General features: G+C 29.6%; 26 protein-coding genes. 22 read left to right on the forward strand and 4 right to left on the reverse strand.

Translation table 11 applies throughout. The annotated features are described in order from the left end of the window. The first annotated feature begins 1 nt into the window (after window position 1). The gene (locus CSPB_RS01535; protein WP_089192886.1) at window positions 2-634 is read left to right on the forward strand and encodes a protein-L-isoaspartate(D-aspartate) O-methyltransferase; all 633 of its coding nucleotides are present in this window, start codon (window positions 2-4) and stop codon (window positions 632-634) included. Between the two features lie 160 nt (window positions 635-794). Further along, complete coding sequence (locus tag CSPB_RS01540) at window positions 795-1,181, forward strand: hypothetical protein (protein WP_089192887.1); 387 nt, start codon at window positions 795-797, stop codon at window positions 1,179-1,181. Between the two features lie 167 nt (window positions 1,182-1,348). On the opposite strand, the gene fliI is transcribed toward CSPB_RS01540, so the two are convergent. Then, the gene (gene fliI, locus CSPB_RS01545; RefSeq protein ID WP_089192888.1) at window positions 1,349-2,659 is read right to left on the reverse strand and encodes a flagellar protein export ATPase FliI; all 1,311 of its coding nucleotides are present in this window, start codon (window positions 2,657-2,659) and stop codon (window positions 1,349-1,351) included. Next, a complete protein-coding gene (gene folE, locus CSPB_RS01550; protein ID WP_052137708.1) occupies window positions 2,656-3,213 on the reverse strand; it encodes a GTP cyclohydrolase I FolE in 558 nt (185 codons plus the stop codon). Before folE ends, fliI begins: the two co-directional genes overlap by 4 nt. 169 nt (window positions 3,214-3,382) lie before the next feature. On the opposite strand from folE, the gene tig reads away from it, so the two are divergent. The 13 genes from tig (at window position 3,383) to CSPB_RS01615 (ending at window position 13,579) form a co-directional block, all read left to right on the forward strand. Then, window positions 3,383-4,702, forward strand: a complete 1,320-nt coding sequence (gene tig, locus CSPB_RS01555) for a trigger factor (protein ID WP_033916898.1) — start codon at window positions 3,383-3,385, stop codon at window positions 4,700-4,702. Continuing rightward, on the forward strand, window positions 4,702-5,292 hold the full coding sequence (clpP, locus tag CSPB_RS01560) for an ATP-dependent Clp endopeptidase proteolytic subunit ClpP (protein WP_033916899.1): 591 nt from the start codon (window positions 4,702-4,704) through the stop codon (window positions 5,290-5,292). The genes tig and clpP overlap by 1 nt, the downstream gene beginning before the upstream one ends. A 9-nt stretch (window positions 5,293-5,301) precedes the next feature. Beyond that, window positions 5,302-6,351, forward strand: a complete 1,050-nt coding sequence (locus CSPB_RS01565) for a diguanylate cyclase (protein WP_089192889.1) — start codon at window positions 5,302-5,304, stop codon at window positions 6,349-6,351. Window positions 6,352-6,354: 3 nt separating this feature from the next. Next, a complete protein-coding gene (def, locus tag CSPB_RS01570) occupies window positions 6,355-6,867 on the forward strand; it encodes a peptide deformylase (RefSeq protein ID WP_033916901.1) in 513 nt (170 codons plus the stop codon). Further along, window positions 6,864-8,381 carry a YifB family Mg chelatase-like AAA ATPase gene (locus CSPB_RS01575; protein WP_089192890.1) on the forward strand — a complete coding sequence of 506 codons (1,518 nt, stop codon included), beginning with the start codon at window positions 6,864-6,866 and terminating at the stop codon, window positions 8,379-8,381. The genes def and CSPB_RS01575 overlap by 4 nt, the downstream gene beginning before the upstream one ends. Further along, window positions 8,378-9,754 carry an NAD(P)H-hydrate dehydratase gene (locus CSPB_RS01580; RefSeq protein WP_089192891.1) on the forward strand — a complete coding sequence of 459 codons (1,377 nt, stop codon included), beginning with the start codon at window positions 8,378-8,380 and terminating at the stop codon, window positions 9,752-9,754. Before CSPB_RS01575 ends, CSPB_RS01580 begins: the two co-directional genes overlap by 4 nt. Beyond that, window positions 9,745-10,320: a phosphoribosylglycinamide formyltransferase gene (purN, locus tag CSPB_RS01585; RefSeq protein ID WP_033916904.1), complete on the forward strand. Its 576-nt coding sequence runs from the start codon at window positions 9,745-9,747 to the stop codon at window positions 10,318-10,320. The genes CSPB_RS01580 and purN overlap by 10 nt, the downstream gene beginning before the upstream one ends. An 80-nt stretch (window positions 10,321-10,400) precedes the next feature. Continuing rightward, complete coding sequence (locus tag CSPB_RS01590) at window positions 10,401-10,601, forward strand: hypothetical protein (protein WP_089192892.1); 201 nt, start codon at window positions 10,401-10,403, stop codon at window positions 10,599-10,601. 219 nt (window positions 10,602-10,820) lie between these two features. Continuing rightward, the gene (locus CSPB_RS01595; protein WP_089192854.1) at window positions 10,821-11,195 is read left to right on the forward strand and encodes a hypothetical protein; all 375 of its coding nucleotides are present in this window, start codon (window positions 10,821-10,823) and stop codon (window positions 11,193-11,195) included. 48 nt (window positions 11,196-11,243) lie between these two features. Beyond that, window positions 11,244-11,639: a hypothetical protein gene (locus CSPB_RS01600; RefSeq protein ID WP_089192853.1), complete on the forward strand. Its 396-nt coding sequence runs from the start codon at window positions 11,244-11,246 to the stop codon at window positions 11,637-11,639. Window positions 11,640-11,701: 62 nt separating this feature from the next. Beyond that, window positions 11,702-12,034 (forward strand): hypothetical protein, encoded by a 333-nt coding sequence (locus tag CSPB_RS01605; RefSeq protein ID WP_089192852.1) that lies wholly within the window; start codon window positions 11,702-11,704, stop codon window positions 12,032-12,034. Window positions 12,035-12,266: 232 nt separating this feature from the next. Beyond that, on the forward strand, window positions 12,267-13,007 hold the full coding sequence (locus CSPB_RS01610) for a hypothetical protein (RefSeq protein WP_089192893.1): 741 nt from the start codon (window positions 12,267-12,269) through the stop codon (window positions 13,005-13,007). After that, window positions 12,992-13,579 (forward strand): cysteine peptidase family C39 domain-containing protein, encoded by a 588-nt coding sequence (locus CSPB_RS01615; protein ID WP_089192894.1) that lies wholly within the window; start codon window positions 12,992-12,994, stop codon window positions 13,577-13,579. Before CSPB_RS01610 ends, CSPB_RS01615 begins: the two co-directional genes overlap by 16 nt. A 143-nt stretch (window positions 13,580-13,722) precedes the next feature. On the opposite strand, the gene CSPB_RS01620 is transcribed toward CSPB_RS01615, so the two are convergent. Together CSPB_RS01620 and CSPB_RS01625 are read right to left on the reverse strand one after the other, a co-directional pair. Continuing rightward, window positions 13,723-14,319, reverse strand: a complete 597-nt coding sequence (locus CSPB_RS01620; RefSeq protein WP_089192895.1) for a peroxiredoxin — start codon at window positions 14,317-14,319, stop codon at window positions 13,723-13,725. Window positions 14,320-14,435: 116 nt separating this feature from the next. Continuing rightward, a complete protein-coding gene (locus CSPB_RS01625; protein WP_089192896.1) occupies window positions 14,436-14,798 on the reverse strand; it encodes a histidine triad nucleotide-binding protein in 363 nt (120 codons plus the stop codon). A gap of 136 nt (window positions 14,799-14,934) precedes the next feature. Between CSPB_RS01625 and pheS the strand changes: the two genes are divergently transcribed. The 7 genes from pheS to serA all read left to right on the forward strand — a co-directional run bounded on the left by pheS (window position 14,935) and on the right by serA (window position 24,192). Beyond that, complete coding sequence (gene pheS, locus CSPB_RS01630) at window positions 14,935-15,930, forward strand: phenylalanine--tRNA ligase subunit alpha (RefSeq protein WP_033916852.1); 996 nt, start codon at window positions 14,935-14,937, stop codon at window positions 15,928-15,930. Further along, window positions 15,924-18,257: a phenylalanine--tRNA ligase subunit beta gene (gene pheT / locus CSPB_RS01635; protein WP_089192897.1), complete on the forward strand. Its 2,334-nt coding sequence runs from the start codon at window positions 15,924-15,926 to the stop codon at window positions 18,255-18,257. Before pheS ends, pheT begins: the two co-directional genes overlap by 7 nt. Then, window positions 18,254-19,528 carry a 3-phosphoshikimate 1-carboxyvinyltransferase gene (gene aroA / locus CSPB_RS01640; protein WP_089192898.1) on the forward strand — a complete coding sequence of 425 codons (1,275 nt, stop codon included), beginning with the start codon at window positions 18,254-18,256 and terminating at the stop codon, window positions 19,526-19,528. Before pheT ends, aroA begins: the two co-directional genes overlap by 4 nt. Continuing rightward, window positions 19,518-20,345 (forward strand): 4-hydroxy-3-methylbut-2-enyl diphosphate reductase, encoded by an 828-nt coding sequence (locus CSPB_RS01645; protein WP_089192899.1) that lies wholly within the window; start codon window positions 19,518-19,520, stop codon window positions 20,343-20,345. The genes aroA and CSPB_RS01645 overlap by 11 nt, the downstream gene beginning before the upstream one ends. A 113-nt stretch (window positions 20,346-20,458) precedes the next feature. Further along, window positions 20,459-22,126, forward strand: a complete 1,668-nt coding sequence (locus tag CSPB_RS01650; protein ID WP_089192900.1) for a 30S ribosomal protein S1 — start codon at window positions 20,459-20,461, stop codon at window positions 22,124-22,126. Between the two features lie 9 nt (window positions 22,127-22,135). Further along, entirely contained in the window at window positions 22,136-22,615 is a 480-nt protein-coding gene (locus CSPB_RS01655; RefSeq protein WP_089192901.1) for a hypothetical protein, read from the forward strand. Further along, a complete protein-coding gene (gene serA / locus CSPB_RS01660; RefSeq protein WP_235606513.1) occupies window positions 22,609-24,192 on the forward strand; it encodes a phosphoglycerate dehydrogenase in 1,584 nt (527 codons plus the stop codon). Before CSPB_RS01655 ends, serA begins: the two co-directional genes overlap by 7 nt. Window positions 24,193-24,244: the final 52 nt, after the last annotated feature.

Consider the following 24,244-nt stretch of genomic DNA (forward strand, 5'->3'; position numbering starts at 1 on the left):
AATGAATAGTTTAGAATATACAAAATGTCTTAAAATGGCTAACGAAATAGCCGATTTAACCACGCTTAGTCCAAAGGTTTATAAAGCATTTTGCCAAACACCAAGGGAAATTTTTGTACCCATAAAAGCACATGCTTATGAACTAAATCCACATCCAATCTCTGGAAATCAGTGGATAAGTTCTCCTTTAACTGTAGCAAAAATGACTATGGCTTTGGAATGCGAAGATATAGATAATGTATTAGAAATAGGTTGTGGTAGTGGTTATCAAGCTGCGATTTTAGGCAAACTTGCACATAGGGTTTTTAGTATAGAAAGAATTCAAAAACTAGCAGATGGTGCTAAATTACGCTTTAAAGAATTAAATGTGTTAAATATCAATATAAGATATGATGATGGGATTGATGGATGGAAAACTTACTCTCCTTATGAGAGGATAATTTTTTCTTGTGCTTGTGAAGAGATAAGTCCAAAGATATTTGCTCAACTTAAAGATGGCGGCATTTTGGTTGCCCCTATGAAAGAAAATGGCAAGCAGTTTATCTATAAATTTAAAAAAGATTTTTATGGAAATATATCAAAAGAAAAGCTAGAGGAGTGCCTTTTTGTTCCGCTTTTAAGTGGAAGAGAGTAGATAAATTTAATAAATTTGCAAATTTAAATTTACACATCCTTTTTAATAAAATCATTTTTTGCTTGAGCTGCTTAAATTTATAAATGTGATAAATTTATGTATTATCAAATTTACAATTTGTTACAATCACTAAATTTTAACAAATGGGGGGGGCGGGAATATGAAGAAATTAATATTTTTAGTATTATTTTGTACTTTTGGATTTTGTAAAGATGTCTGTTTAAAAGATGAGATGAAAGCTACTGTAGATGCTCTAAACAAGCAAGCTCCAATGCAAATAGATCGTGATACTATTTTTTCTGGCTCTATTTGTATTAATGATGTTTTTACTTACAACTACAGAATAAATTTTGAAAAGGATGAACTAACTAGCGAACAAATTGAGCAATTAAAGACATTGATGAAAGAAAAAGTTACAAATAATTTTTGCTCAAACGAAAATATGCGTGGATTTTTAAATATGCTTAAAGGTGTAGAACAAAATTACTACAGCAAAGATTCTAAATTCCTTTTTGTTTTAAAAACTTCTAAAGAAGATTGCAAATAAATTTTCATTTACCAAGCAAAGTCTTTTGTTTGGTAAACCAACTCCGCTTGACGCTAAATACAAAAAATTTAACTTAAATTTATGTATTTTACAAATTTTGATAGATAAAATTGAAATTTATGCACTTAAATTTTAATAGGCTTAAAAAATTTATACAACATTTAAAACTATTTGTTATTTATTTCGCTTAGTTTTTTCTCAACTTCTTCAAAACTAAAGCCTTCATTTGCACCTTGTCTTAAAAAATCATCCATATAAGCTTTTTTTGAAATTGCTATATCAAGCTCTTTATCGCTGCCTTTTTGATACGCTCCAATTCTAAGCAAAACCTCATTTTCTTTTAATAAAGAGTAGTATCTTTTAAATTTAATAGCATTTTCGCGGTGCTCTTTGCTTACTACATCATTCATAATTCTTGAAGCCGAGTTTTGAATATCTATTGGAGGATAAATGCCAAAGTCCGTAAGTGCTCTATTTAAAACTATATGCCCATCTAGTATAGATCTGCTTTGATCAGCTATTGGATCACTCATATCATCGCCTTCAACAAGCACTGTAAAAAAAGCAGTTATTGATCCCTTTCCCTCTTCTTTTCCAACTCTTTCCATAAGTTGAGGAAGTAAAGCCAAAACAGATGGAGGATAACCTTTGCTAGTTGGAGGTTCTCCAAGCGCAAGTCCTATCTCACGCTGTGCCATAGCAAAACGAGTAACGCTATCCATAATGAAAAGCACATCTTGTCCTTGATCTTTAAAATATTCAGCAACGCTCATTGCAGTAAATGCCCCGTATTTTCTCATCAAAGGGCTGTCATCACTAGTTGCAACAACAATGACAGTAGAGTCCAAATTTCCACCTAAATTTTTTTCTATAAACTCAGGAACTTCGCGTCCCCTTTCACCGATTAACGCAACAACTTTTATAGGAGCTGATGAGTTTCTAACTATCATTCCCATAAGAGTTGATTTACCAACACCGCTTCCGGCAAAAATACCAAGTTTTTGACCCTTGCCACAGGTTAAAAGACCATCAATTGTCTTTATGCCAACGCTAAATTTCTCATCTATAAGTCCTCTTTTCATAGCATCAATTGGCGGACGCATTATCGGAGTATAATCTGTGCAATTTATGCTACCTTTGCCATCTTTTGGCTGTATAAGAGGATCTACAACTCGTCCTAAAAGTTCACATCCAACAGGTATATTCATACCACTTTCACTAAGATAAACCATATCTCCTATCCTAAATCCTTCTACAAAACCAAATGGCGAAACATAGGCACACTCTTTTTTTACCTCAGTAACCATACCAAGTCCCTCTTTTGAGCCATTTTTTGATATAATTTTCACAATATCTCCTATGCTTGGCCTAAGTCCTGTTATCTCTATGGCGGTTGATGAAATTTTACTTACTATGCCGAATATATTTGATAGTTGTGGTTTTGATTTAAGTTTTGATTTAAGAGAATTTAAGCTCAAAATCTAGGCTCCCTAGGCGAGTTTATCAATGAAAAAAACTCTTTTCTAGTATCTGGATTTGTTATAAAACTTCCGCGAAGTGCCGAAGTTGTGGTAGTTGAGTTTATTTTTTCAACTCCTCTCATCTCGATACACATGTGTCTTGCTTGAAGCACTACGCCAACACCAAGTGGTTTTATAACTGATTGTATAGCATTTGCAATCTGCTCTGTCATTTGCTCTTGAATTTGAAGCCTTCTTGCAAAGATATTTACCATACGCGGAATTTTGCTAAGCCCAACAACTTTTTTGTTTGGTATATATGCAACATGAGCTTTTCCTATAATTGGAAGTATATGATGCTCGCATAGTGAATAAAATTCAATATCTCTAATAAGCACCATTTCGCTATTAGAAGTATTAAATAAAGCGTCATTTAATACTTCTGCTGGATCTTTGTCGTATCCACTTGTCATAAAATCATAAGCTTTAAAAACTCTCTCTGGTGTTTTTAAAAGCCCTTCTCTATTTACATCTTCTCCCATTATTTCAAGCATTGTTTTAAATGCTTGCATAAATTCATCTTTTCTTGATAAGTCCAAATTTTAAACCTTTTTAAATATTTAAATTTCTTTAAATATTATCAAATTTTCTCTTTTTTATGAATAAAATATATTTTTTATTTAATTTTATACAAAAATTTGATAAACTAGAAAGATAATTTTTGAAAAACAAAGGAAATAAATGGAAGTTAAGGCTAAATTAACAAATAAAGCTAACGCTGTAGCTAGTGCTAAAGTTGATGCGAATATGCTTGATAATCAAGTAGAAAATATGGCAAAAAAAGCCTCAAAAAATATTAAAATAGCAGGTTTTAGACCTGGAAAAGTTCCTGTTAGCGTTGTAAAGAAGAGATATTTAAATGAATTACAAAAAGATGCTGAGCAAGAAATTTTAAGAGAAGTATTAACAAAGGCTATCGAGAATACAGGCAAAAAACAAGAAGATATGATGGGCGAACCATTTATTACTAAATTTGATAAAAAAGATGATGGCATTGATATCGAAATAGAAATTTCTTTTAGACCGGAAGTAAAAGTTGAAAATATCGATGATATTATTCCAGAGTATTCTACTCCAAGAGTTACTAAAAAAGAGATAGAAACCAAAAAAGAGGAGTTAGTTAAGCTTTTTGCTCCTATTGAAAAATCAGATAAAACCACTTTAGAAAAATCAGATTATGCTAAATTTGACTTTGAAGGCTCTGTAGATGGTGTTAAATTTGATGGTGGAAGTGCAAAAGATTACATACTAGAAATAGGATCAAATCAATTTATACCAGGTTTTGAAGATCAAATGATTGGCATGAAAGTTGGCGAAGAAAAAGATTTAAATGTTAAATTTCCAAATGAATATGGTGCTAAAGATCTTGCAGGAAAAGACGCTGTATTTAAAGTAAAATTAAATGAAATTCAATCTAAAAAAATACCTGAAACATTAGATGAAGATATGCTAAAAAAACTAGTGCCAGGTGAAGAGAATCCAACAGAAGAAAAACTAGAAGAACACCTCAAAGATCAAATAAGAGATGAAAAATTATCTAAACTTATAAATGAAGATTTAAAACCAAAGCTTGTTGATGCTTTGATTGAAAAATTTAAATTTGACTTGCCAAAAAATTTAGTTGAGCAAGAAATAGACATGCGTTTTAGAAACGAGTGGCAAAAATTTTCTCCAGATGAGATGAAAGAATTTAGAGAAAATAAAGACACTCTTACAAAAAAACGCGAAGAGCAAAGAGCTGAGGCCGAAAAAAGTGTGGCTTTAACATTTATCATAGACGAACTTGCTAAAGCTAGAAATATCAGTGTAAATGATCAAGAGCTTTTACAAGCTATATATTTTGAAGCTTATAGATACGGCATAGATCCTAAAAAACATTTAGAAACTTATAAAAATCAAGGCGCATTGCCAATTATAAAAATGGCTATGATTGAAGAAAAATTATTTAACTCAATTTTTTCAAAAGATAATAAAAAGTCAAAAGAAAAAGAGGAAAAATAATGAGTTATTATGTTCCATATGTAGTAGAAAAAACTAGCAGAGGAGAAAGAAGTTATGATATTTATTCAAGACTTCTTAAAGATAGGATAGTAATGCTAAGTGGCGAGATAAATGATGAAGTTGCAAGCTCTATTGTAGCTCAACTTTTATTTTTAGAAGCCGAAGATCCAGATAAAGATATATATCTTTATATAAATAGCCCAGGTGGTGTTGTTACTAGTGGATTTAGCATATATGATACTATGAATTACATAAAATCCCCTGTTAGCACTATATGCATTGGACAAGCGGCTTCAATGGGTGCGTTTTTGCTAAGTTGTGGTGAAAAAGGCAAACGATATGCTTTGCCAAACTCACGCATAATGATACATCAGCCACTAGGTGGTGCAAGAGGACAAGCAACAGATATTGAAATACAAGCTAAAGAAATTCTTAGACTAAAAGAGACTATAAACGAAATTTTAGCTAAAAATACAGGTCAAAAAGTAGCAAAAATAGCTAAAGATACTGATAGGGATTTCTTTATGAGTGCTAAAGAAGCATGCGAATATGGACTTATAGATAAAGTATTAGAAAAGAGTTTTAAATAGAGAAAAATTATGGTTAAACTAGATAACACTACATCAAAAGTTGATGACGATATTGGCGTTGAATCAGATAATATACACTCTTTTTCCAAGAATGTATTGGATAAACTTGCAAAAGAAAATATCCCGCCAACGCCAGAGAATTTTGAAATTTATTTTAACCAAATGCTTGATGAAAAACCAGAAAATTTTAAAAAACAGATGTCAGAGTTTTTGGATTTTGATACCATGGATAGCAATAATGCTAGAATCATCATGGAAAATGACATTAAGCAAGTTTTTGTAAAGATAAAAAGTATGCTTCAAGCAGTTGCTGTGATTTATAAAAACTTCTCTATACTAAAAAATATAATATCTAAAAAACTTTCAGAGATAGAAACAAATACAAATCCACTAGCCGTTAAAAATCTTCTTTTAACTCTAGATGATAGCATTAGCAAACTAGATATTTTGCTAGAAAAACATATGAATATATTAAAAGATGGCTATGAAGAGGTTATCAAAAAACATAGAAGTTTAGAGGGTCAGTCTGTTTATGATTCTAAATTTGAAGTTTTTAACAAAAATTATTTTACTAAGGTATTAGAAACAGAAATTGCAAACATAAGAAAATATAAATTTACTTCATCAATGGTGATGGTAAAAATAAGTGATAAAATTTTAGACAAAATTCCAAGTTTAAAAGAAAAAGAATCTATAGTAAGAAATGCTGGCAAAATACTCGTCCAATCATCAAGAAGAAGCGATGTTATAGCATATTATGAAAAAGAAACTTTTGCTATTTTGCTTAAACATACAGAACTAAAAAGTGCCATTCAAGCGTGTGATAGGATATCAAAACTGCTTTCTTCAACAATTACTTTTATAAACAATATGGAAATTAATATCCTAACAGAAATTTCAGTTTTATCACTTGATGCTAGTAAAACTTCAAAAGAAAATATAGATATTTTATTAAATGGTATTAAAGAATGCATTAAAGAAAATAGTCTGTATTTTGTAATACAGCCAGACAACGATAATTCTAGCCAAAATGATCCAGATATTTTAGAACAAGAGTAGTTTATGATATTGAAAGTTTTAACATACCCAAATAAAATTTTATACGAAAAATCAGCAGAAGTTACAGAATTTAATGAAGAACTTGGTAAATTTTTAGACGATATGTATGAGACAATGATAAATAAAAATGGAATAGGATTAGCAGCTATTCAAGTTGGAAAACCAATAAGGGCAATAGTTATAAATTTAACAAATGATGATGGATTGCAAGACAAAAATGATCTCATAGAGATTATAAATCCTATTATCACCCGCAAAGAAAATTTAACTACCTTTCAAGAAGGCTGTCTTTCTGTTCCTGGATTTTATGAAGATGTGCAAAGAGCAGAAAATATAAGAGTTGAGTTTTTTGATAGACAAGGACAAAAACAAACGCTAGATGCAAGCGGGTTACTGGCTATTTGCATACAACACGAATGTGACCATTTAGATGGGCATCTTTTTATAGAAAAAATCGGCTATAGAAAAAGAAAAAAATTTGAAAAAGAGTTTAAAGAAAAACAAAAAGCCAAATGAAAACTCTAAAATGTGCAACTTTTTGCGGTGAACTAAAATTAGTAGAAGTAGAGTCTTCGTTTGCAAGAGGATTGCCCGGTTTTGATATAGTTGGACTTGCAGATACCACCATAAAAGAGAGTATTTTAAGGGTAAAATCTGCACTAAATTTCATAGGATTTAACTTTCCTGCTAAAAAAATTACCATAAATTTATCTCCATCTGATTTTAAAAAAACAGGTAGTCATTTTGATTTAAGCATTGCACTTTTGATAATTTTACAACATCTTGAAAATATAGAACCTATTTTTGTCTTTGGCGAACTTGGTTTAGATGGAAGCGTAAAAAGCACGGCAAATCTTTTTTCTATTTTACTTTTTTTAAGCACAAAAGTTAAAAAAGCAAAAATTCTTCTTCCAAAAGACATAGCAAACAAAGCTGCAATGATACCAAATTTGGAAATTTATGCCATAAATTCTATCCAAGATGCTATTAAATTTTTTGAAGATAAACAGAATGAACAAGAATTTAAATACACTAAGACTCACAAAATTTTTGAGAATTTTATAGAGATAAATGGAGAAAAATTTATACCAAATTTTGATTTTTCTATGGATTTTAGCGATATAAAAGGACAAAGTAGAGCAAAAACAGCGTGTCTTATAGCAGCAAGCGGAATGCATAATGTTTTATTTGAAGGAAGTCCAGGATGTGGTAAAAGTATGTGTGCAAAAAGACTAAGATATATTTTGCCACCACAAAGTTTAGATGAAATCTTACTTAGCTGCGCATATAGTTCTTTAAACAATGAAGATGTCGAGTTTAGCACACTTAGATCTTTTAGAAATCCTCATCATAGCTCAACAAGAAGTTCAATCTTCGGTGGAGGCTCAAATAGGGCTAAAATCGGTGAAGTAGCTTTGGCAAATGGGGGTGAGCTATTTTTTGACGAATTCCCGCACTTTTCTAAGCAGGTTTTAGAATCCTTAAGAGAACCGCTTGAAGATAATCAAATTTTAGTTTCAAGGGTAAATTCAAAAGCAAAATATGATACTAAATTTATATTTGTAGCCGCACAAAATCCGTGTCCTTGTGGAAATTATCTAAGCAAAGATAAAATTTGCTCTTGTTCACCGCTTGATATAAAACGCTACAAATCACGCATATCCGGACCACTTTTAGATAGAATAGACATATATGTTTTGATGGATGAAATTAGCAAAAACGATAAAAGTGATATAAGCAGCAAAGAGATGTATGAAAAGGTTATTTTGGCTTTTAAAAAACAAAAAATGCGGGGACAAAAAGAACTAAATGGTAAAATGAGCGATGAGGATATAAAAAGGTTTTGCATACTAGAAAATGATGCTAAAAATATACTAGATATGGCTATTTCAAGATATCAACTTTCCCATCGTAGCATAAATAAAATTTTAAAAACCTCAAGAACGATTGCTGATTTAAAGGAACAAGAAATCATCAAAAAAGACGATATTTTAGAATCAATGAGCTACAAAATGGTGAATGAAGTATGAAAAAGGTATTTTTACAAACAAATGATTTAGATAAAAACGCAAGCGAAAACTTAGGTATAAATGAGCTGATATTGATGGAAAATGCGGCTTCAAAAATAGAAACAATAATAAGAAAAAAAGTAAAAAAACACTCGAAAATCTTAGCAGTTTGTGGCAGTGGAAACAACGGAGCAGACGCAATTTGTGCTTTAAGAAAGCTAAGTGGTGATTATGAATGTTATGTTTATTTTGTATCAAAAAATTTACACAAAATGCCACAAATTCAACTAAATATAGCTAAAAAAGTTGGTGTTAGAGAAGTTTTAAATTTAGACAATAATTATAAATGTGTGTTAGATGGAATTTATGGAAGTGGTTTTAGTGGCGAAATAGACAATGAAACACAATGTATCATAGAAAGAATAAATCAAATAAAAGCTCTAAAAATCGCAGTTGATATCCCAAGTGGTATAAATTTATACGGACAAATCAAACAAATTTCATTTAAAGCTGATATTACTATTTGTATGGGGGCATTAAAAATCGCTCTTTTTTCGGATATTGCAAAAGATTTTGTTGGAAAAATCATAGTTGCAAATTTAGGAATTTCTAGAGATAAATTTGAAAAAGAGAGTAATGTAAATTTACTCGAAAAACAAGATATGATTTTGCCAATTAGAAAACATAAAAATACAAATAAAGGAAACTTCGGGCATACTTATGTAGTTTGTGGAGATATGAACGGAGCAAGTGAGATAGCAGCCCTTAGTGCAAATGCCGTTGGAAGCGGACTTATAAGCATAGTCGGAGAAAATATGCGTATAAATCCTATCATAATGCAAAAAAATTCGTTAAAAAATGCAGAAGTTGTAGTAATTGGCTGCGGTCTTGGTAAAAAAGAAGTAAATTTCGATGAACTACAAGACAAAACTCTAGTAATAGATGCAGATATGTGCTATATGCAAAAGACCATTACTCTTATAGAAAAAAACCCAAATTTTGTTATAACTCCGCACCCAAAAGAATTTTCATCTCTTCTAAAACTTGCAAATTTAGCTCAAATTGACACACAAGAGTTGCAAGAAAATAGATTTAAATATGCTAAAATTTGGAGTGAAAATTTTAGAGGTGTTCTCGTGCTAAAGGGTGCAAATACAATCATCGCTAGTAATGGCAAACTTTTTGTTATGACAAAAGGCACAAACGCTTTGGCAAAAGGCGGAAGTGGCGATGTTTTAGCTGGCATTATAGGTGGTCTTTTAGCACAAAATTACACTCTTTTAGATGCAAGCATAAGTGGAGTTTTGATGCATGCATATGCTGCAAAAAAATTCAAAAAACGCTCATATTCACTTAACTCATTTGATTTAATAAAAGGTTTAAAATGTCTGTAAAAAATATAGCAATATTATTTAGCGGAAATGGTTCGAATTTAGAAGCTATTTTAAATAAAGTTCATAATAAAACTTTTGGTAATACAACTATAAAATGCACTCTTTGCATATCAAATAAACCAGATGCTTACGGCATTATAAGAGCAAAAAAATTTGGCTTAGTTACAATTATCATAGAAAACAAAAATTTCAAAACAAGAGAAGATTTTGATAAAGCTTTGGTTGATGAGATACAAAAATATGATATAGATTTGGTGATTTTAGCTGGTTTTATGCGTATTTTAACGCCAGTTTTTACATCACAAATAAAAGCCATAAATCTTCATCCAAGCATTTTGCCACTTTTTAAAGGAGCTCACGCTATAAAGGAGAGCTTTCAAAGCGGAATGATGGTTGGCGGAGTTAGTGTTCATATGGTTAGCGAAGAACTTGATGGTGGAAAAATCATAGCACAAGAAACTTTCAAACGAGAAAAAAATATGAGTTTAGAAAAGTGGGAAGAAAAAATCCACTCACTAGAACATGAAATTTTGCCACAAAGTATCATAAATTTACTAACAGAATAAATATAAATCTATCGACAAATATATTTACAAAAATTATCATTTTAGCCGATTATAGTCATATAACTACAAAAGGATTTATAATGAATATAAGCTCACTTAGTAGCGATGATATAAAGATAAATACAACATTCTCTCAGCCACTTCCAAAAATATCTAAACAAGAGCTAGAAGAAGCAAACAGGATAATAAAAGTAAATGATGTTAGATTGTCAGTTGAAGAGTATGAAAGAAGACAAATTGGGCTAATAAATGCTACTTATGGAATGATTTATAATGATTAATATTTTAATACTTTTTAAATTTGACAATTATGGATTTATGATTGCGATATACTAATGAAACATTTTAACACAAAGTAGAGACAATGTTAAAGTTTTAAAAGCCATACTTTTAAGTTCTTTGCTGGCTGTTGCAATAAATGCTGGAGATTTTTTTCTAGTGTAACAAATGGTGAATTAAGCAATAATTCTATTGGTATTACACGCCTTGATGATGCAAATATGCAAAAAGTTAAAGGTGGGTTAGATTATAGTGATATTAAGAGATTAAGTTCAAACCAAGCTGGTGTTTTTGCTAAGTATGAGTCGAAAGATGGTCCTTATTTGCTAAAAGAATACAAGGCAGCTCTTGGACCATTTGTTTATGATATGAATAGATACTTTGTTATGTATGCTGTTACTAGAAATATAGAAGCTTCAAGATATGGCAGGTATGTAGTATTTAAATATGATATGGGAGCATATGATGATATAGCAAAAGAGTATCACTCTATAAATAATAGTGGTATAATGAATAATAACTCTATTATTTCAAGACTAAGAGATAATTTTAAAACAAGACTAGAAAGCGAGTTAGGCGGCTGGACAGCTAGATAAACTTAATTACCCGCTTTAAAAAAGCGGGTAATATTAAAAGGATTTAAAATGATAAGTAGTATAAATGGATTTGAATCAAATTTAAGTTATTACAATACAAACATAAATTTAAAAGAAAATCATGCAAAACAACAATTAGAACAAGATAGTTCTAATATCAAAGAACAAATCATAAATCAAACTAATGAAAACAAATTAGAAGAAAATACAAAAGATATAATTACAAAAATCAAAGAAAAACAAAAAACACAATCAAAAGAAGAGATGGCTAAACAAAATGCTAGATTTAGAAACTACTTTTATAATAAATCAGATTATGATATCCTTGGAGAATTTGTTAAATTTGATAGAAATGAAGTTGATTGGAAAGAAAAATCTATAGTTCAATTAGAAGAATTGCTAAATAAAAAATATACAAAACAAGAACAAGAGTATATATATTAAATATATTAATATTTGATATAGAAACTATAGGAGATGCAGATCTTTTAATAGATAATAATTTAGTGACTTGGTTGCATAATTTAAAAGATAAAGTTGCACAAGGTGGAAAATTATCTATTTGGGATAGAAGGCTAGGCTGGGGAACAATGCAACAAGAGCAAGAGCTGGAGGATTTTTTTGATTCTCTTCCTAAAGGAGCATATTCAATAGGAGATTTTGGATCTTGGCTTTTAAGAAATTATTTTGATGAAGATATAACAGAATTTAAAAGATTATACACAGAAGATAGAGAAAAATCAACTGCTGCAAAAAGAGCACAAGTTGAGAAAGAAAATAAAGAAATAAGAGAATATAATGAAAAACTAGCAAAAGAGAAAAAAAGAGATGCTAGATAAGTATAAACCAATAAAGTAAAAACATTTAATAAAGAAACTTATGATATGCAAAATGATCCAAGACTATTTTATACTAGTAAGCTTTTACAAAGACAAAACAAAGAAGATGTAAAACTTTTCTAGAACTTATGGAGAAATTAGAAAAAAGATTGGGGTTGATGTTAGGGCTTAAATAAATTTATAAAAAAGTTAATGTATAATTACTTATAAAACAATATTTAAGGAATATTTTATGAATAAATTATCATCAGTTATTTTGCTTAGTGCTACATTAGCTTTAGCTTCGGACCCAATTACTATAGATAGTGTTTTTAAAAAACAAGTTGGTCTAAGAAGTGTAACAACTTTGTCTTTTTTAAGCTCTGGTAATCCAAATGTATACTCAAGTTATCCAAGTTTGATGATAAATGGTGATTCTATGGTGTGGGATGATACAAAGCAGCTCACACTAAGTCAAAGTATAATGTATACATTAACAGATAAAATAGATATTTTAGCAACAGTAGATGGTAATTATAGACGTAGTGAGTATATGAGTTATTATACTTTAGAGCCAAAAAGTGAAACTAATTTAGATTTTGGTTCTGCTTGGATTGGGTTAAATTATACTGGAGATAGTATAGGAGAGCTTATACCAATGGTTACTTTGCAAACAGCTGTTTTGCAAAGAGAAAGAGCATATCATGAAACTGAAAATTTTAATTTTAAATCATACTCTTTAAAAGGAACTCTAAAGGGCTATTCTGATCCAGTAATTTATTCTATGTATACAGGAGTCGGGTATAATCGCCCAAGAAATTTTAGTTTTGCTGATATTGAAAGAATGACAAATATACACTCCATACCAACTTATAGTGTTGGCTCTACTTATAGCTTAGATATCGATACAGCTATTTCTTTTTCTGCTACAATGGGTGGCTCAAGTGCTGCTCCTGATAGTATATTTGGCATAAGTTTGTGGAAAAAATTCTAAAAATATTAATCATTATAGTGTCTTTGTGTATTTATTTAAATGCTGAGTTTGCAGTAAAATCATATTATGAAATTAAAAATGAAAGAGTAGTAAGGCAAAGCTATGAGGAGTCTTGCGGTGCTTCATCTATTGCGACTTTGATAAATTTATTTGATATAAAAAAGTATAGCGAGAGCGATATATTAAATTATCTATTAGATGATAATAAGACAATAAATACAAATATGGTAAGTTTCAAAGAGTTAAAAGAGGTATTAAATAAAATAGGATATGAATCAAATGGTTATCAAATGGATAGAAATTTGTTTGATAAATTAAATATACCAGTTATTGTTAAAGTAGAAAATGACCCTAGGTATCCACATTTTGTTGTTGCAATAAATCATAAAGGTGATTTTATAACTATACTTGATCCAAGCTTTGGAGAGTATATAAGTCTCAAAAATGATTTCTTTAATCTATGGGACAGGCAAGGTAATGGTGGTTATGCACTAATAGTGGCTCCTAATATAAAAAATATAAATTTGTATAATAAACTAAAATTACCAAATAAAATATTGTTTGAAAAATAAGATATTTGTATAATATAGCTTATTAAATTTTTATTTATATTATTTTGCTTAAAAACTAATTAAAATTCTAAAAAAATATAAAATCTATAAAAAATTATTGTGCATTAAAAAAGAAGATAGAGTGTCAAAGGACACTCTAAAAATTATAATTTTGAAGCGTTTTTGGCAAGGTATTCTGCTACGCCCTCGGTTGAGCCTTTCATTCCATCTTCGCCTTTGTGCCATCCAGCAGGGCAAACTTCGCCATGTTCGTTTGTAAATAACATTGTATCTACCATTCTTATCATTTCATCAATGTTTCTTCCAAGAGGCATATCATTTATAACCGCATGACGAACTGTTCCGTCTTTGTCTAATAAAAATGAGCCACGAAGTGCAACTGCATCATCAAAAAGCACATCAAAACCCCTTGCTATCTCTTTTTTAAGATCAGCTACTAAAGGAAATTGGATATTTCCTATACCGCCATTATCTCTTGAGGTATTTTTCCAAGCAAAGTGAGTGTATTCGTTATCGCAACTTACGCCTATAAGACTTATACCTCTATCTTTAAATTCTTTAAATCTGTTATCAAAAGCTATAATCTCACTTGGGCAAACAAATGTAAAATCTTTTGGATAAAAAAATACTACGGCTCCGTTTTTTCCTATATTTTTATAAAGATTAAAATCTTCAACTATTTGATTGTCTCCAAGAACAGCTGGTGCTGTAAAATCAGGTGCTTTATTTGTTACTAACATATTGTATCCTTTTAAATAAATTTTATTAATTGAGAAATTATATCTGTAAAATTATTAAAATAAGATAAATTTACAACAAAATAATATAAAATTATGAAAATAATTTTCATTTATAATTAAAATGTCGATTGAGGATTTACGCCTTTATCGCTCCATGTAAATTCGCCGCCTGAAATCATATGGAAATGCAAATGCATAACCTCTTGACCTGCATTTTTGCCACAATTTGTTATAAGTCTATAACCACTTTTGTCTATTCCTAATAATTTTGCTACATTATGAATAAATTCTGTCATTTTTGCCATTGTAGCAGGTTCAACTTCTTGAAAATTTTCAAAATGTTTTTTAGGAACTACTAAAATATGTATAGGAGCCTTTGGATTTATGTCATGAAAAGCTAAAAAATCACTATCTTCCATAACTTTATTGCAAGGAAGTTCGCCATCGATTATCTTTTCAAATACTGTTTTTTCTGCCATTTTTTATCCTTTATTTGATGTAAAAATTTTAAACATTATACTATAAATTCATAACAATAAAACAACATATCCATTAAAGCATATTATTAGCATAAAAACAGTAAAATCAACAAAAATTTATTCAAAAAGGTTTATTTTGAAAGATATTGAAAATAGCATAAAAAATAGCAAAAACCTAAGCGAGCTAGAAGAAATAAGAGTTAATCTTTTTGGTAAAAAAGGCATTATAACTCAAGGATTTGCTAAATTAAAAGAGTTAGATGGGGAAGAAAAAAAGACCTTTGCTGCTAATTTAAACGCACAAAGAGACACTCTTAGTGAGCTCTTAAATTTAAAAAAATTAGAGTTTGAGCAAGAAGAGCTTAATGTAAAAATGAAAAAAGAAGCTTATGATATAACTCTTTTTAATGAACTTTCAAGTAGTGGTGCATTACATCCGATAACAATTACTATGAATAAAATCATTGATTATTTTGTTTCGCAAAATTTTTCTGTAGAAGAAGGACCACTAATAGAGGATGATTTTCATAACTTTGAAGCATTAAATTTACCAAAATATCATCCAGCTAGAGATATGCAAGATACATTTTATTTTGATAATGGTAGTTTGCTTAGAACTCACACTAGTCCTGTTCAAATAAGAACTATGCAAAATCAAAAACCACCTATTAGAATGATAGCACCTGGTTCTGTTTTTAGGCGTGATTTGGATTTAACACATACGCCTATGTTTCATCAGGTTGAAGGACTTGTGGTTGAAAATGGAAACAACGTAAGTTTCGCAAATTTAAAATATATGTTAGAAGATTTTTTGATTCATATGTTTGGCGATGTTAAAGTAAGATTTCGTCCAAGCTTTTTTCCTTTTACAGAACCTTCAACAGAAGTTGATATAAGCTGTATTTTCTGTGGCGGAAAAGGCTGTAGAGTATGTTCAAATAGTGGTTGGCTAGAAGTTTTAGGAAGTGGCATAGTTGATCCTAATGTTTTTGAATTTGTTGGATATAAAGATGTAAGTGGATATGCTTTTGGGCTTGGAGTTGAGAGATTTGCAATGCTTTTACATCAAGTTCCTGATTTAAGAAGTATGTTTGAGGGAGATTTAAGACTTTTGGAGCAGTTTAGATGGTAGTTACTAGAAATTGGTTAAATGAATGGATAGATATAAGTGGTGTTAGTAATGAGTTATTATTAAAAACTCTAAATTCTATCGGACTAGAAGTTGATAGTTTTAAAGAAGTTAGAATACCTTCAAATATAGTCGTTGGATATGTAAAAAGTCGCTCAAAGCATGAAAATTCAGATCATTTAAATGTATGTGAAGTTGATGTTGGAAAAGAAATTTTAACCATAGTTTGTGGTGCTAGCAATGTTGAACCAGGTCAGTTTGTGCCAGTTGCAATGGTAGGTGCCATTATGCCAAATGGAATGGAGATTAAAAAGGCTAAATTAAGAGGTGTTGAAAGTATGGGAATGATATGCTCATCCACAGAACTTGGAATGCCTAAGATAAATGATGGAATAATGCCTCTTGATGCAAGTATTGGCGAATTAAAACTCGGAGAAGAACTTAAAAATTATCCGCTTTTAAATGATGATATTATAGAGATAGATTTAACTGCAAATAGGGGAGATTGTTTAAGTATTTATGGTGTTGCTAGGGATTTATCTGCTGCACTAGATATAGCATTAAAAGAAGCCCAGCTATATGAAGATGGCGAGAATTTGCTTGGAATTGGTAGAATTTTAAGTATAAAAACCGATGAAAAGCCTATTTCAAATTTTCAATACAAAGCTATAAAATTAAACGCAGACATAGAAGAAAAATTATTACTAAAGTTAAGACTTGCTTATATAGGTATGCAAAAAACAGATATAATACAAAAAATTATATCATATGCTACACATACAACTGGAGTTTTGTTTAGAGCTTATGATTTTGATAAGATAGCAAATGGTAGAGAAAAAATTTCTTTAGATATAATAAAAGATAGCACGACAGCTAGTATTGTAAAAGCTGAAAATGAAAAACTTAGCATAGCTGGAATTTATCAAAATGATATTGCTATGCCTGATGAAAATAGCAAAGTTATTATTATAGAAGCAAATTATACTGATCCAAATTTGATATCTAGGATTGTTTATAAAAATAAAAATATAAAAAGTGATGAACATCTTTATAGATCTAGCAGAGGAAGTGAGCCTGACTTAGAGTTTGGATTTGGATATCTTTTTAAATGTTTTGATAAATTTGATTTTATATCTATTTATGCTGGTTCGCAGTATATAAATAATGAAATTTCTCAAAAAATGGTTACTATAAACATAACCGAACAAAGCAGTATGATTGGTATAGAAATAGAAAAAAACGAGGCTTTAAAAATATTAAAAAAATTAGGCTTTGATGTAAGTTCTAGTGCTGAACAGAAATTTTTAAATGTGAAAATTCCTAGTTTTAGACACGATATAGATAATTCTCATGATATTTGTGAGGAAATAGTAAGAATTCTTGGTGTTGATAACATAGCTTCTAAGCCTTTAGAATTTAAAGAGAAGAATAGATTAAATAGTGTATTTTATAACTATGCTAACATAAAAAGTATTAAAAATAGATCTGTTGATAATGGATTTTTTGAGTGTATGCATTATGTTTTTGACAATAAAGATGAGCTTTTAAAATTGGGTTTTAAAGAGTGTAAGTTAAAATTGACAAATCCTATAAACAATGAACTTAATATGTTAAGACCAACGCTGATAAACCATCTTTTAAACTCAGCATCAAGAAATGTAAAAAATCAGAAAAAATCGGTTAGACTTTTTGAAGTAGGTGAAGTTTTTGATGAAAATGCAAATCAAAATTTAAGTTTAGCATTTTTAATTTCTGGCTTAAATAGCGAACCAAGTCTTTTAAATGGTTCAAAAGGCGAGGATATAAGTTTTCTTAGATTTGCTACTAAAGTACAAAATTGTATCGGAAAGATAGAAATAAAAGTTAGCGATGATTTGGTGTTTTTAAATAAATTTGAACAAGGAAAAATTTATCAAAAAGGCATTGAGATAGGATATATTGGTAGATTAGATTTAGCAATAGAGCAAAAAATGGATTTGCCTAAAACATATATTTGTGAGATAGAATTTAATAAACTTAAATTTGAAAAAATTATAGCCAAAGAGTATTCTAAAATGCCAAGCATCAGTAGAGATTTGAGTTTAGTTGTGCCAAATTCTATGCGTTATGAAGATATAAAAAACTGCATAAATTCTTTAAATATACAAGATTTAAAAGAATTTATGCCTATTGACATTTATAAAGATAAAAATTTAAATGATAGTTTTAGTTTGAGTATTAAGTTTGTTTTCCAAAATATAGAAAATACATTAAAAGATGATGAAATAGCAGATAAAATGCAAGTGATATTAGATTCATTAAAAGATAAATTAAATTTGGAAATAAGATGAAGATTATAGCTTTACAAGAGCCTATTAAAGCAAGTATTGATAAAATTTCTTCTGATAAGTCAATATCACATAGATGCGCTATATTTTCGTTACTAAGCGATCAAAAAAGTGTTATAAAAAACTATTTAAAGGCTGGAGACACGCTAAATACTCTTAAAATAATAGAAAAACTTGGTGCTATTGTTGAGTATTATGATGATTTTATAGTCATAACTCCGCCAAAAGAAATAATAGAACCAAATTGTGTTTTAGAGTGTGGAAATTCTGGAACTACAATGAGAATTTTAATGGGTTTTCTTGCTAGCATAGACGGATTTTTTGTTTTAAGCGGTGATAAGTATTTAAACTCAAGACCAATGAAAAGAGTCGGAGCTCCACTTAGTGAAGTTGGAGCTAAAATTTATGGTAGAAATGATGGAAATTTAGCACCACTTTGCATAAAAGGAACAAAACTAGATTATTTTGAGTTTAATAGCAAAATAGCATCTGCACAGGTAAAAACAGCACTTATTTTAGCTGGGCTTAATTCAAATGGTTGTGAGATAAGTGAACCTGAGTTAAGTAGAGATCATAGTGAAAAAATGCTTATATCAATGGGTGCAGATATATCTATAAATAGCTTTAGCATAGAAGTCAAGCCGCTTTTAAAACCATTAAAACCACTAAATATAAATGTTGCAAATGATCCAAGTTCGGCATTTTATTTTGCACTTATTGCGGCTATAATACCTAATTCTCATATAATTTTAAAAAATGTCATTTTAAATAAAACAAGAACAATGGCTTATGATGTTTTAAGACAAATGGGTGTGTATGTAAAGTTTATTAAAAAAGAAAACTCATATGATGATATTGGGGATATAGAGATTAAATATTCGCAGTTAAATGGCATCTCAGTAAGTCAAAATACATCTTGGCTCATCGATGAAGCACCAGCTCTTGCTATAGCTTTTGCTTGTGCAAATGGAAAAAGCACTCTTAGAAACGCTGCCGAGCTTAGGGTAAAAGAGTGTGATAGAATAGCAGTTATGGTTGATGGATTAAAAACTTGTGGTATAAATGCAAAAGAACTTGATGATGGTTTTGAAATAGTTGGTGGTGTACCAAATGCGGCTATAATCGAACCAAGCGGGGATCATAGAATAGCTATGAGCTTTGCAATTTTGGGTTTAAAGTGCGGAATGATAGTAGAAGACAGCGAGTGTATAAATACATCTTTTCCATCTTTTTCTCAAATTTTAAGAGATATTGGAGTTAAAGTTGAAGATTGAGCTTGCTAAGAGTTGTGGTTTTTGTTTTGGAGTAAAAAGAGCTATAAAATTAGCAGAAAATGCACCAAATTCAGCGACTATAGGTGAGCTTATACACAATAAAGAAGAGATAAATAGACTTAAAGATAATTTTGGCGTAAAAACTCTTAATAATATTGATGAATTAAGCGATGAGAAAAAGGCGATTATAAGAACACATGGTATAACAAAAGATGATTTAAGTATATTAAAACAAAAAAACATAGATATCATTGATGCTACTTGCCCATATGTTACAAAACCACAAAAAATAGTAGAGAAAATGAGTGATGAAGGTTATGATATAGTTATTTTTGGAGATGATAATCATCCAGAAGTAAAAGGTGTAAAATCATACGCTACTAAAGGCAATGTTTATGTTGTATTAAGTACAGATGAAATAAAACAAATACAACTTAGAAATAAAGTAGCCGTAATTTCACAAACAACTAAAAAAATAGAACATTTTAAAGAAATTGTAAATGTTATAATGGAAAAATCAAAGGAAGTTCGTGTTTTTAATACCATTTGTAATGCAACTCTTTTAAATCAAGAAGCAGTAGAAGAACTTGCTAAAAAAGCCGATGTTATGGTTATAGTTGGTGGTAAAAACTCTTCAAATACAAAACAACTTTTTATAATTTCTAAACAATTTTGCGAAGATAGTTATCTTATAGAAAATGAATCAGAATTGAATAAAGATTGGTTTATAAATAAAAACATATGTGGTGTTAGCGCTGGTGCTAGTACACCTGATTGGATAATACAAAATATTATAAGAAATTTAGAAAAGTTTTAAATTTTAAAAAATTTGGCATTAAATTTAAGTTAATAATTAATATGAAAATAAGTTATTTTTAAGTATAATCATGAGTATTTCAAAATATGCAAAAATTACAAAAAAGGACGACGATGGCTGAGGTGAACGATAAAGTTCAAAACGATATTTTTGAGGATGATGATTTAGATTTTGCTACAATGTTAGAAGAATCTTTTAAACAATCAAACGATACTGTATGTAATGGTGTTGTAGTTGCTATAAAGGGAGATGAGATTTTTTTAAATATAGGTAAAAAATCTGAGGGTATTTTAAATTCTAGTGAGTTAAAAAACGATAACGATAAACTAGATATAAAAGAAGGTGATGAGATAAAAGTAGTCATAACAGGATATAGAGGTGGAAAGCCGATAGTTTCTCACAAAAAGGCTATTAGAAAAGAAAAAATAAAAGATTTTATAGATAGTTATGATGAAAATGCTGAAAATATAGTAGATGTAAAAATTATATCTAAAAATAAGGGCGGATTTGTTGCTCAAAATAAAGATGGAGTTGAGTTTTTCTTGCCTAGATCACAAAGTGGTTTTAGAGATGGAAATGTGCTTGGTAAAATATTTGCAGCAAAAGTGATAAAAGTAAATCCAGAAGAGCAAAGCATTGTTATATCAAGACGCAAGATTATGGAAGAAGACAAAAAAAAGAAAAAAGAGATAATAAATTCTATCTTACAAAATGATGATGTCTTAGAAGGAGTTGTTAAAAAAATTACAACTTATGGAATGTTTATAGATGTTGGTGGAGTTGATGGACTTGTTCATTATAGTGAAATAAGCTACAAAGGTCCTGTTAATCCTAAAACTTTATATAAAGAAGGAGATAAGGTTTTAGTAAAAGTTACAAAGTACGATAATGAAAAGCATCATCTTTCTTTATCTATAAAATCTGCTATGCCAGATCCTTGGGATGAGATAGAAGATAGTCTTGATGTTGGCGATACTATAAAAGTTCTAGTTAGCAATATAGAACCATATGGTGCTTTTGTTGATCTTGGAAACGATATAGAAGGATTTTTGCATATAAGTGAAATTTCTTGGGATAAAAATATAAAAAATCCAAAAGATTTCATAAGCGAGGGTCAAGAAGTAGATGTCGAAGTTATCGAAATAGATGCTAGTGATAGAAGGCTTAGAGTATCTTTGAAAAATATGTTACCTAAACCATTTGATGAGTTTATGTCAAAATTTAAAGAAGGTGACATAGTAAAAGGAGAGATAACTACTATTACAAATTTTGGTGTTTTTATAAAAGTAGGCTCACTTGAAGGACTTTTGCATAACGAAGATGCATCTTGGGATAAAAACATAAAATGCAAGGATATGTTTAAATCTGGAGATGAATTAGAAGTAAAAATTATAAAAATAGATAAAGAAAATGAAAAAATATCTTTTTCTTTAAAAGATTTAACAAATAGCCCAGTTTGTGAATATGCAAAACAACATAATGTTGGAGATGTTGTTACTGGAACCATAAGAGATATTAAGGATTTTGGAATATTTGTAAAATTACAAGACGATATTGAAGCTCTTATAAGAAATGAGGATATAGGCTCTAGTGTTGATGTTTCTACTTTAAAAGTTGGTGATACTATAGAATCTGTAATAGCTTTTATAGACGATAAAAAAAATAGAATTAGACTTAGCATAAAGCGTCTTTCTAAGCAAAAAGAAAGAGAAGTTTTAAAAGAAATAAATGATAATGATAGTTTTAATTTAGGCGATATCATAAAAGACCAACTATCTTAATATATTATCATGAAAAAAAGACTATTAACATTTGGCACTATATCGTTTTTGGCTATTTTGTTACTAGTTTTTGTTTTTTATCTGTGGAGTTATGCAAATACAAGTCTTTTTGTGGAAAATAACTCCTCTGAATCATTAAATAAACAGATTTTTGAGCATAAAGAGAAAAAATATTTTTCGTGGATTGAAGAATTTGCGGTTAGAAAAAATAGTGATTATTCTCTTCCTGTAAATAAAATTTATATAAAAGTTGGTAGCCCAAAAAATTTAGGCAAGATTACTCAACTAATTATAGATAAGAATAGTTTTTACTCTATGTTTTGTGTTTCTCAAACCCTTAAGCATTTGGGTGTTGAGTTTAGTGTTATAAAAGACGAGACACAAAATTTAATCTACTTATATACTGGGGATAAAGAGTTATTGCAAAAAATTGTATCTAATTTAAAAACATACGATATAAATTCTAAAACAAAGGAAATTGTATTATGAAAACAGTGGTTGTGTGTGACGCTATTCATCAAAAAGGTTTTGAGCTTCTAGAAAAAGAAGACGATATAAAAGTTGTAGATGCTACAAATTTAACAAAAGATGAGCTTTTAAAAGTTATAGTTAACGCAGATGTTGCTATAACAAGAAGTCCAACTGAGATTGGTAGTAAATTTTTAGATGCTGGTAAAAATTTAACTGCGATAGTAAGAGCTGGAGTCGGAGTTGATAATGTTGATATAGACAATGCTTCTAAAAAAGGTATCATCATAATGAATGTTCCAACAGCAAATACTATAGCAGCTGTTGAAATGACTATGTGTCATATATTAAACTGTGCTAGAAAATTTATAAACTCAAGTAATGATCTTAAGGTAAATAGAAACTGGAAACGTGAAAAATGGTACGGCATAGAACTTTTTGGAAAAACTCTTGGTATAATTGGATTTGGTAATATCGGATCAAGAGTAGCACAAAGAGCAATGGCTTTTGGTATGAATATTATTGCTTATGATCCATATATAGATCCTACAAAAGTTACAAGTATGGGCGGAGTTTATACTGAAAATTTAGATGATATACTAAAAAATTCAGATTTTATAACCATACATACGCCAAAAACGAATGAGACTATAGATATAATTTCACAAAAAGATTTAGATAAATTAAAAGATGGAGTTAGATTAATTAATTGTGCCAGAGGTGGTCTTTACAATGAAGCAATGCTTGTAAAAGGCTTAAAAAGTGGTAAAATAGCATCTCTTGGTATAGATGTGCTAGAAAAAGAACCGGCAACAAATCACGAATTATTAGAATTTGAAAATGTTGGAGTAACACCACATCTTGGAGCAAATACATATGAATCTCAAGAAAAGATAGCCGTTGCGGCAGCAGAGCAGGCTATAAGTGCAATAAGAGGTATTAGCTATCCAAATGCACTTAATTTACCTATAAGAAAAGATAGTATTCCTGAATTTGTCGTGCCTTATATAGAACTTATTTCAAAAATGGCTTATTTTGGTGCACAGATATCAAATGGATCTATAAGGGAGATTCATCTTAAAACAGAAGGCGATATTGGAAGTTATGCTGAGTCAATGTTGATTTTTGCTATAGTTGGTTCAATGAAACATATTTTAGGAGATCATATCAACTATGTAAATGCCAAATTTGTTGCAGAAGAAAAAGATATAAAAACATCTGTTACAACTTTAGAAGAAAAAGATTATAGAAATAAAGCAACTATTTCTTTGATTACTCAAAGTGGAATTACTGAAATTTCTGGAACAGTATTTTCACAAACAGAACAAAGAATTATCAGTATTAATGGCTTTAAAACAGACTTTAAGCCAAAAGGCAAAATGATAGTATTTAAAAATAAAGATGTCCCTGGGGTTATCATGTCTGTAGCTTCTATATTAAAAGATGCTAATATAAATATAGCGGATTTTAGACTTGGAAGAGGCGAAGAAGGATATGCTCTTGCCGTTATATTATTAGATGAAAATATAAGCAAAGATATTATCTCTAAAATAAGCAATTTATCAAATTGTGTTTGGGCACATTATGCTGTTTTATAAATTTTAATTTAAGAAAAATACAGTATAATTAGAACTTTTATTAATTGTATAT

Source organism: Campylobacter sputorum (genome assembly GCF_002220775.1).
In the GTDB taxonomy this organism is placed as follows: domain Bacteria; phylum Campylobacterota; class Campylobacteria; order Campylobacterales; family Campylobacteraceae; genus Campylobacter_F; species Campylobacter_F bovis.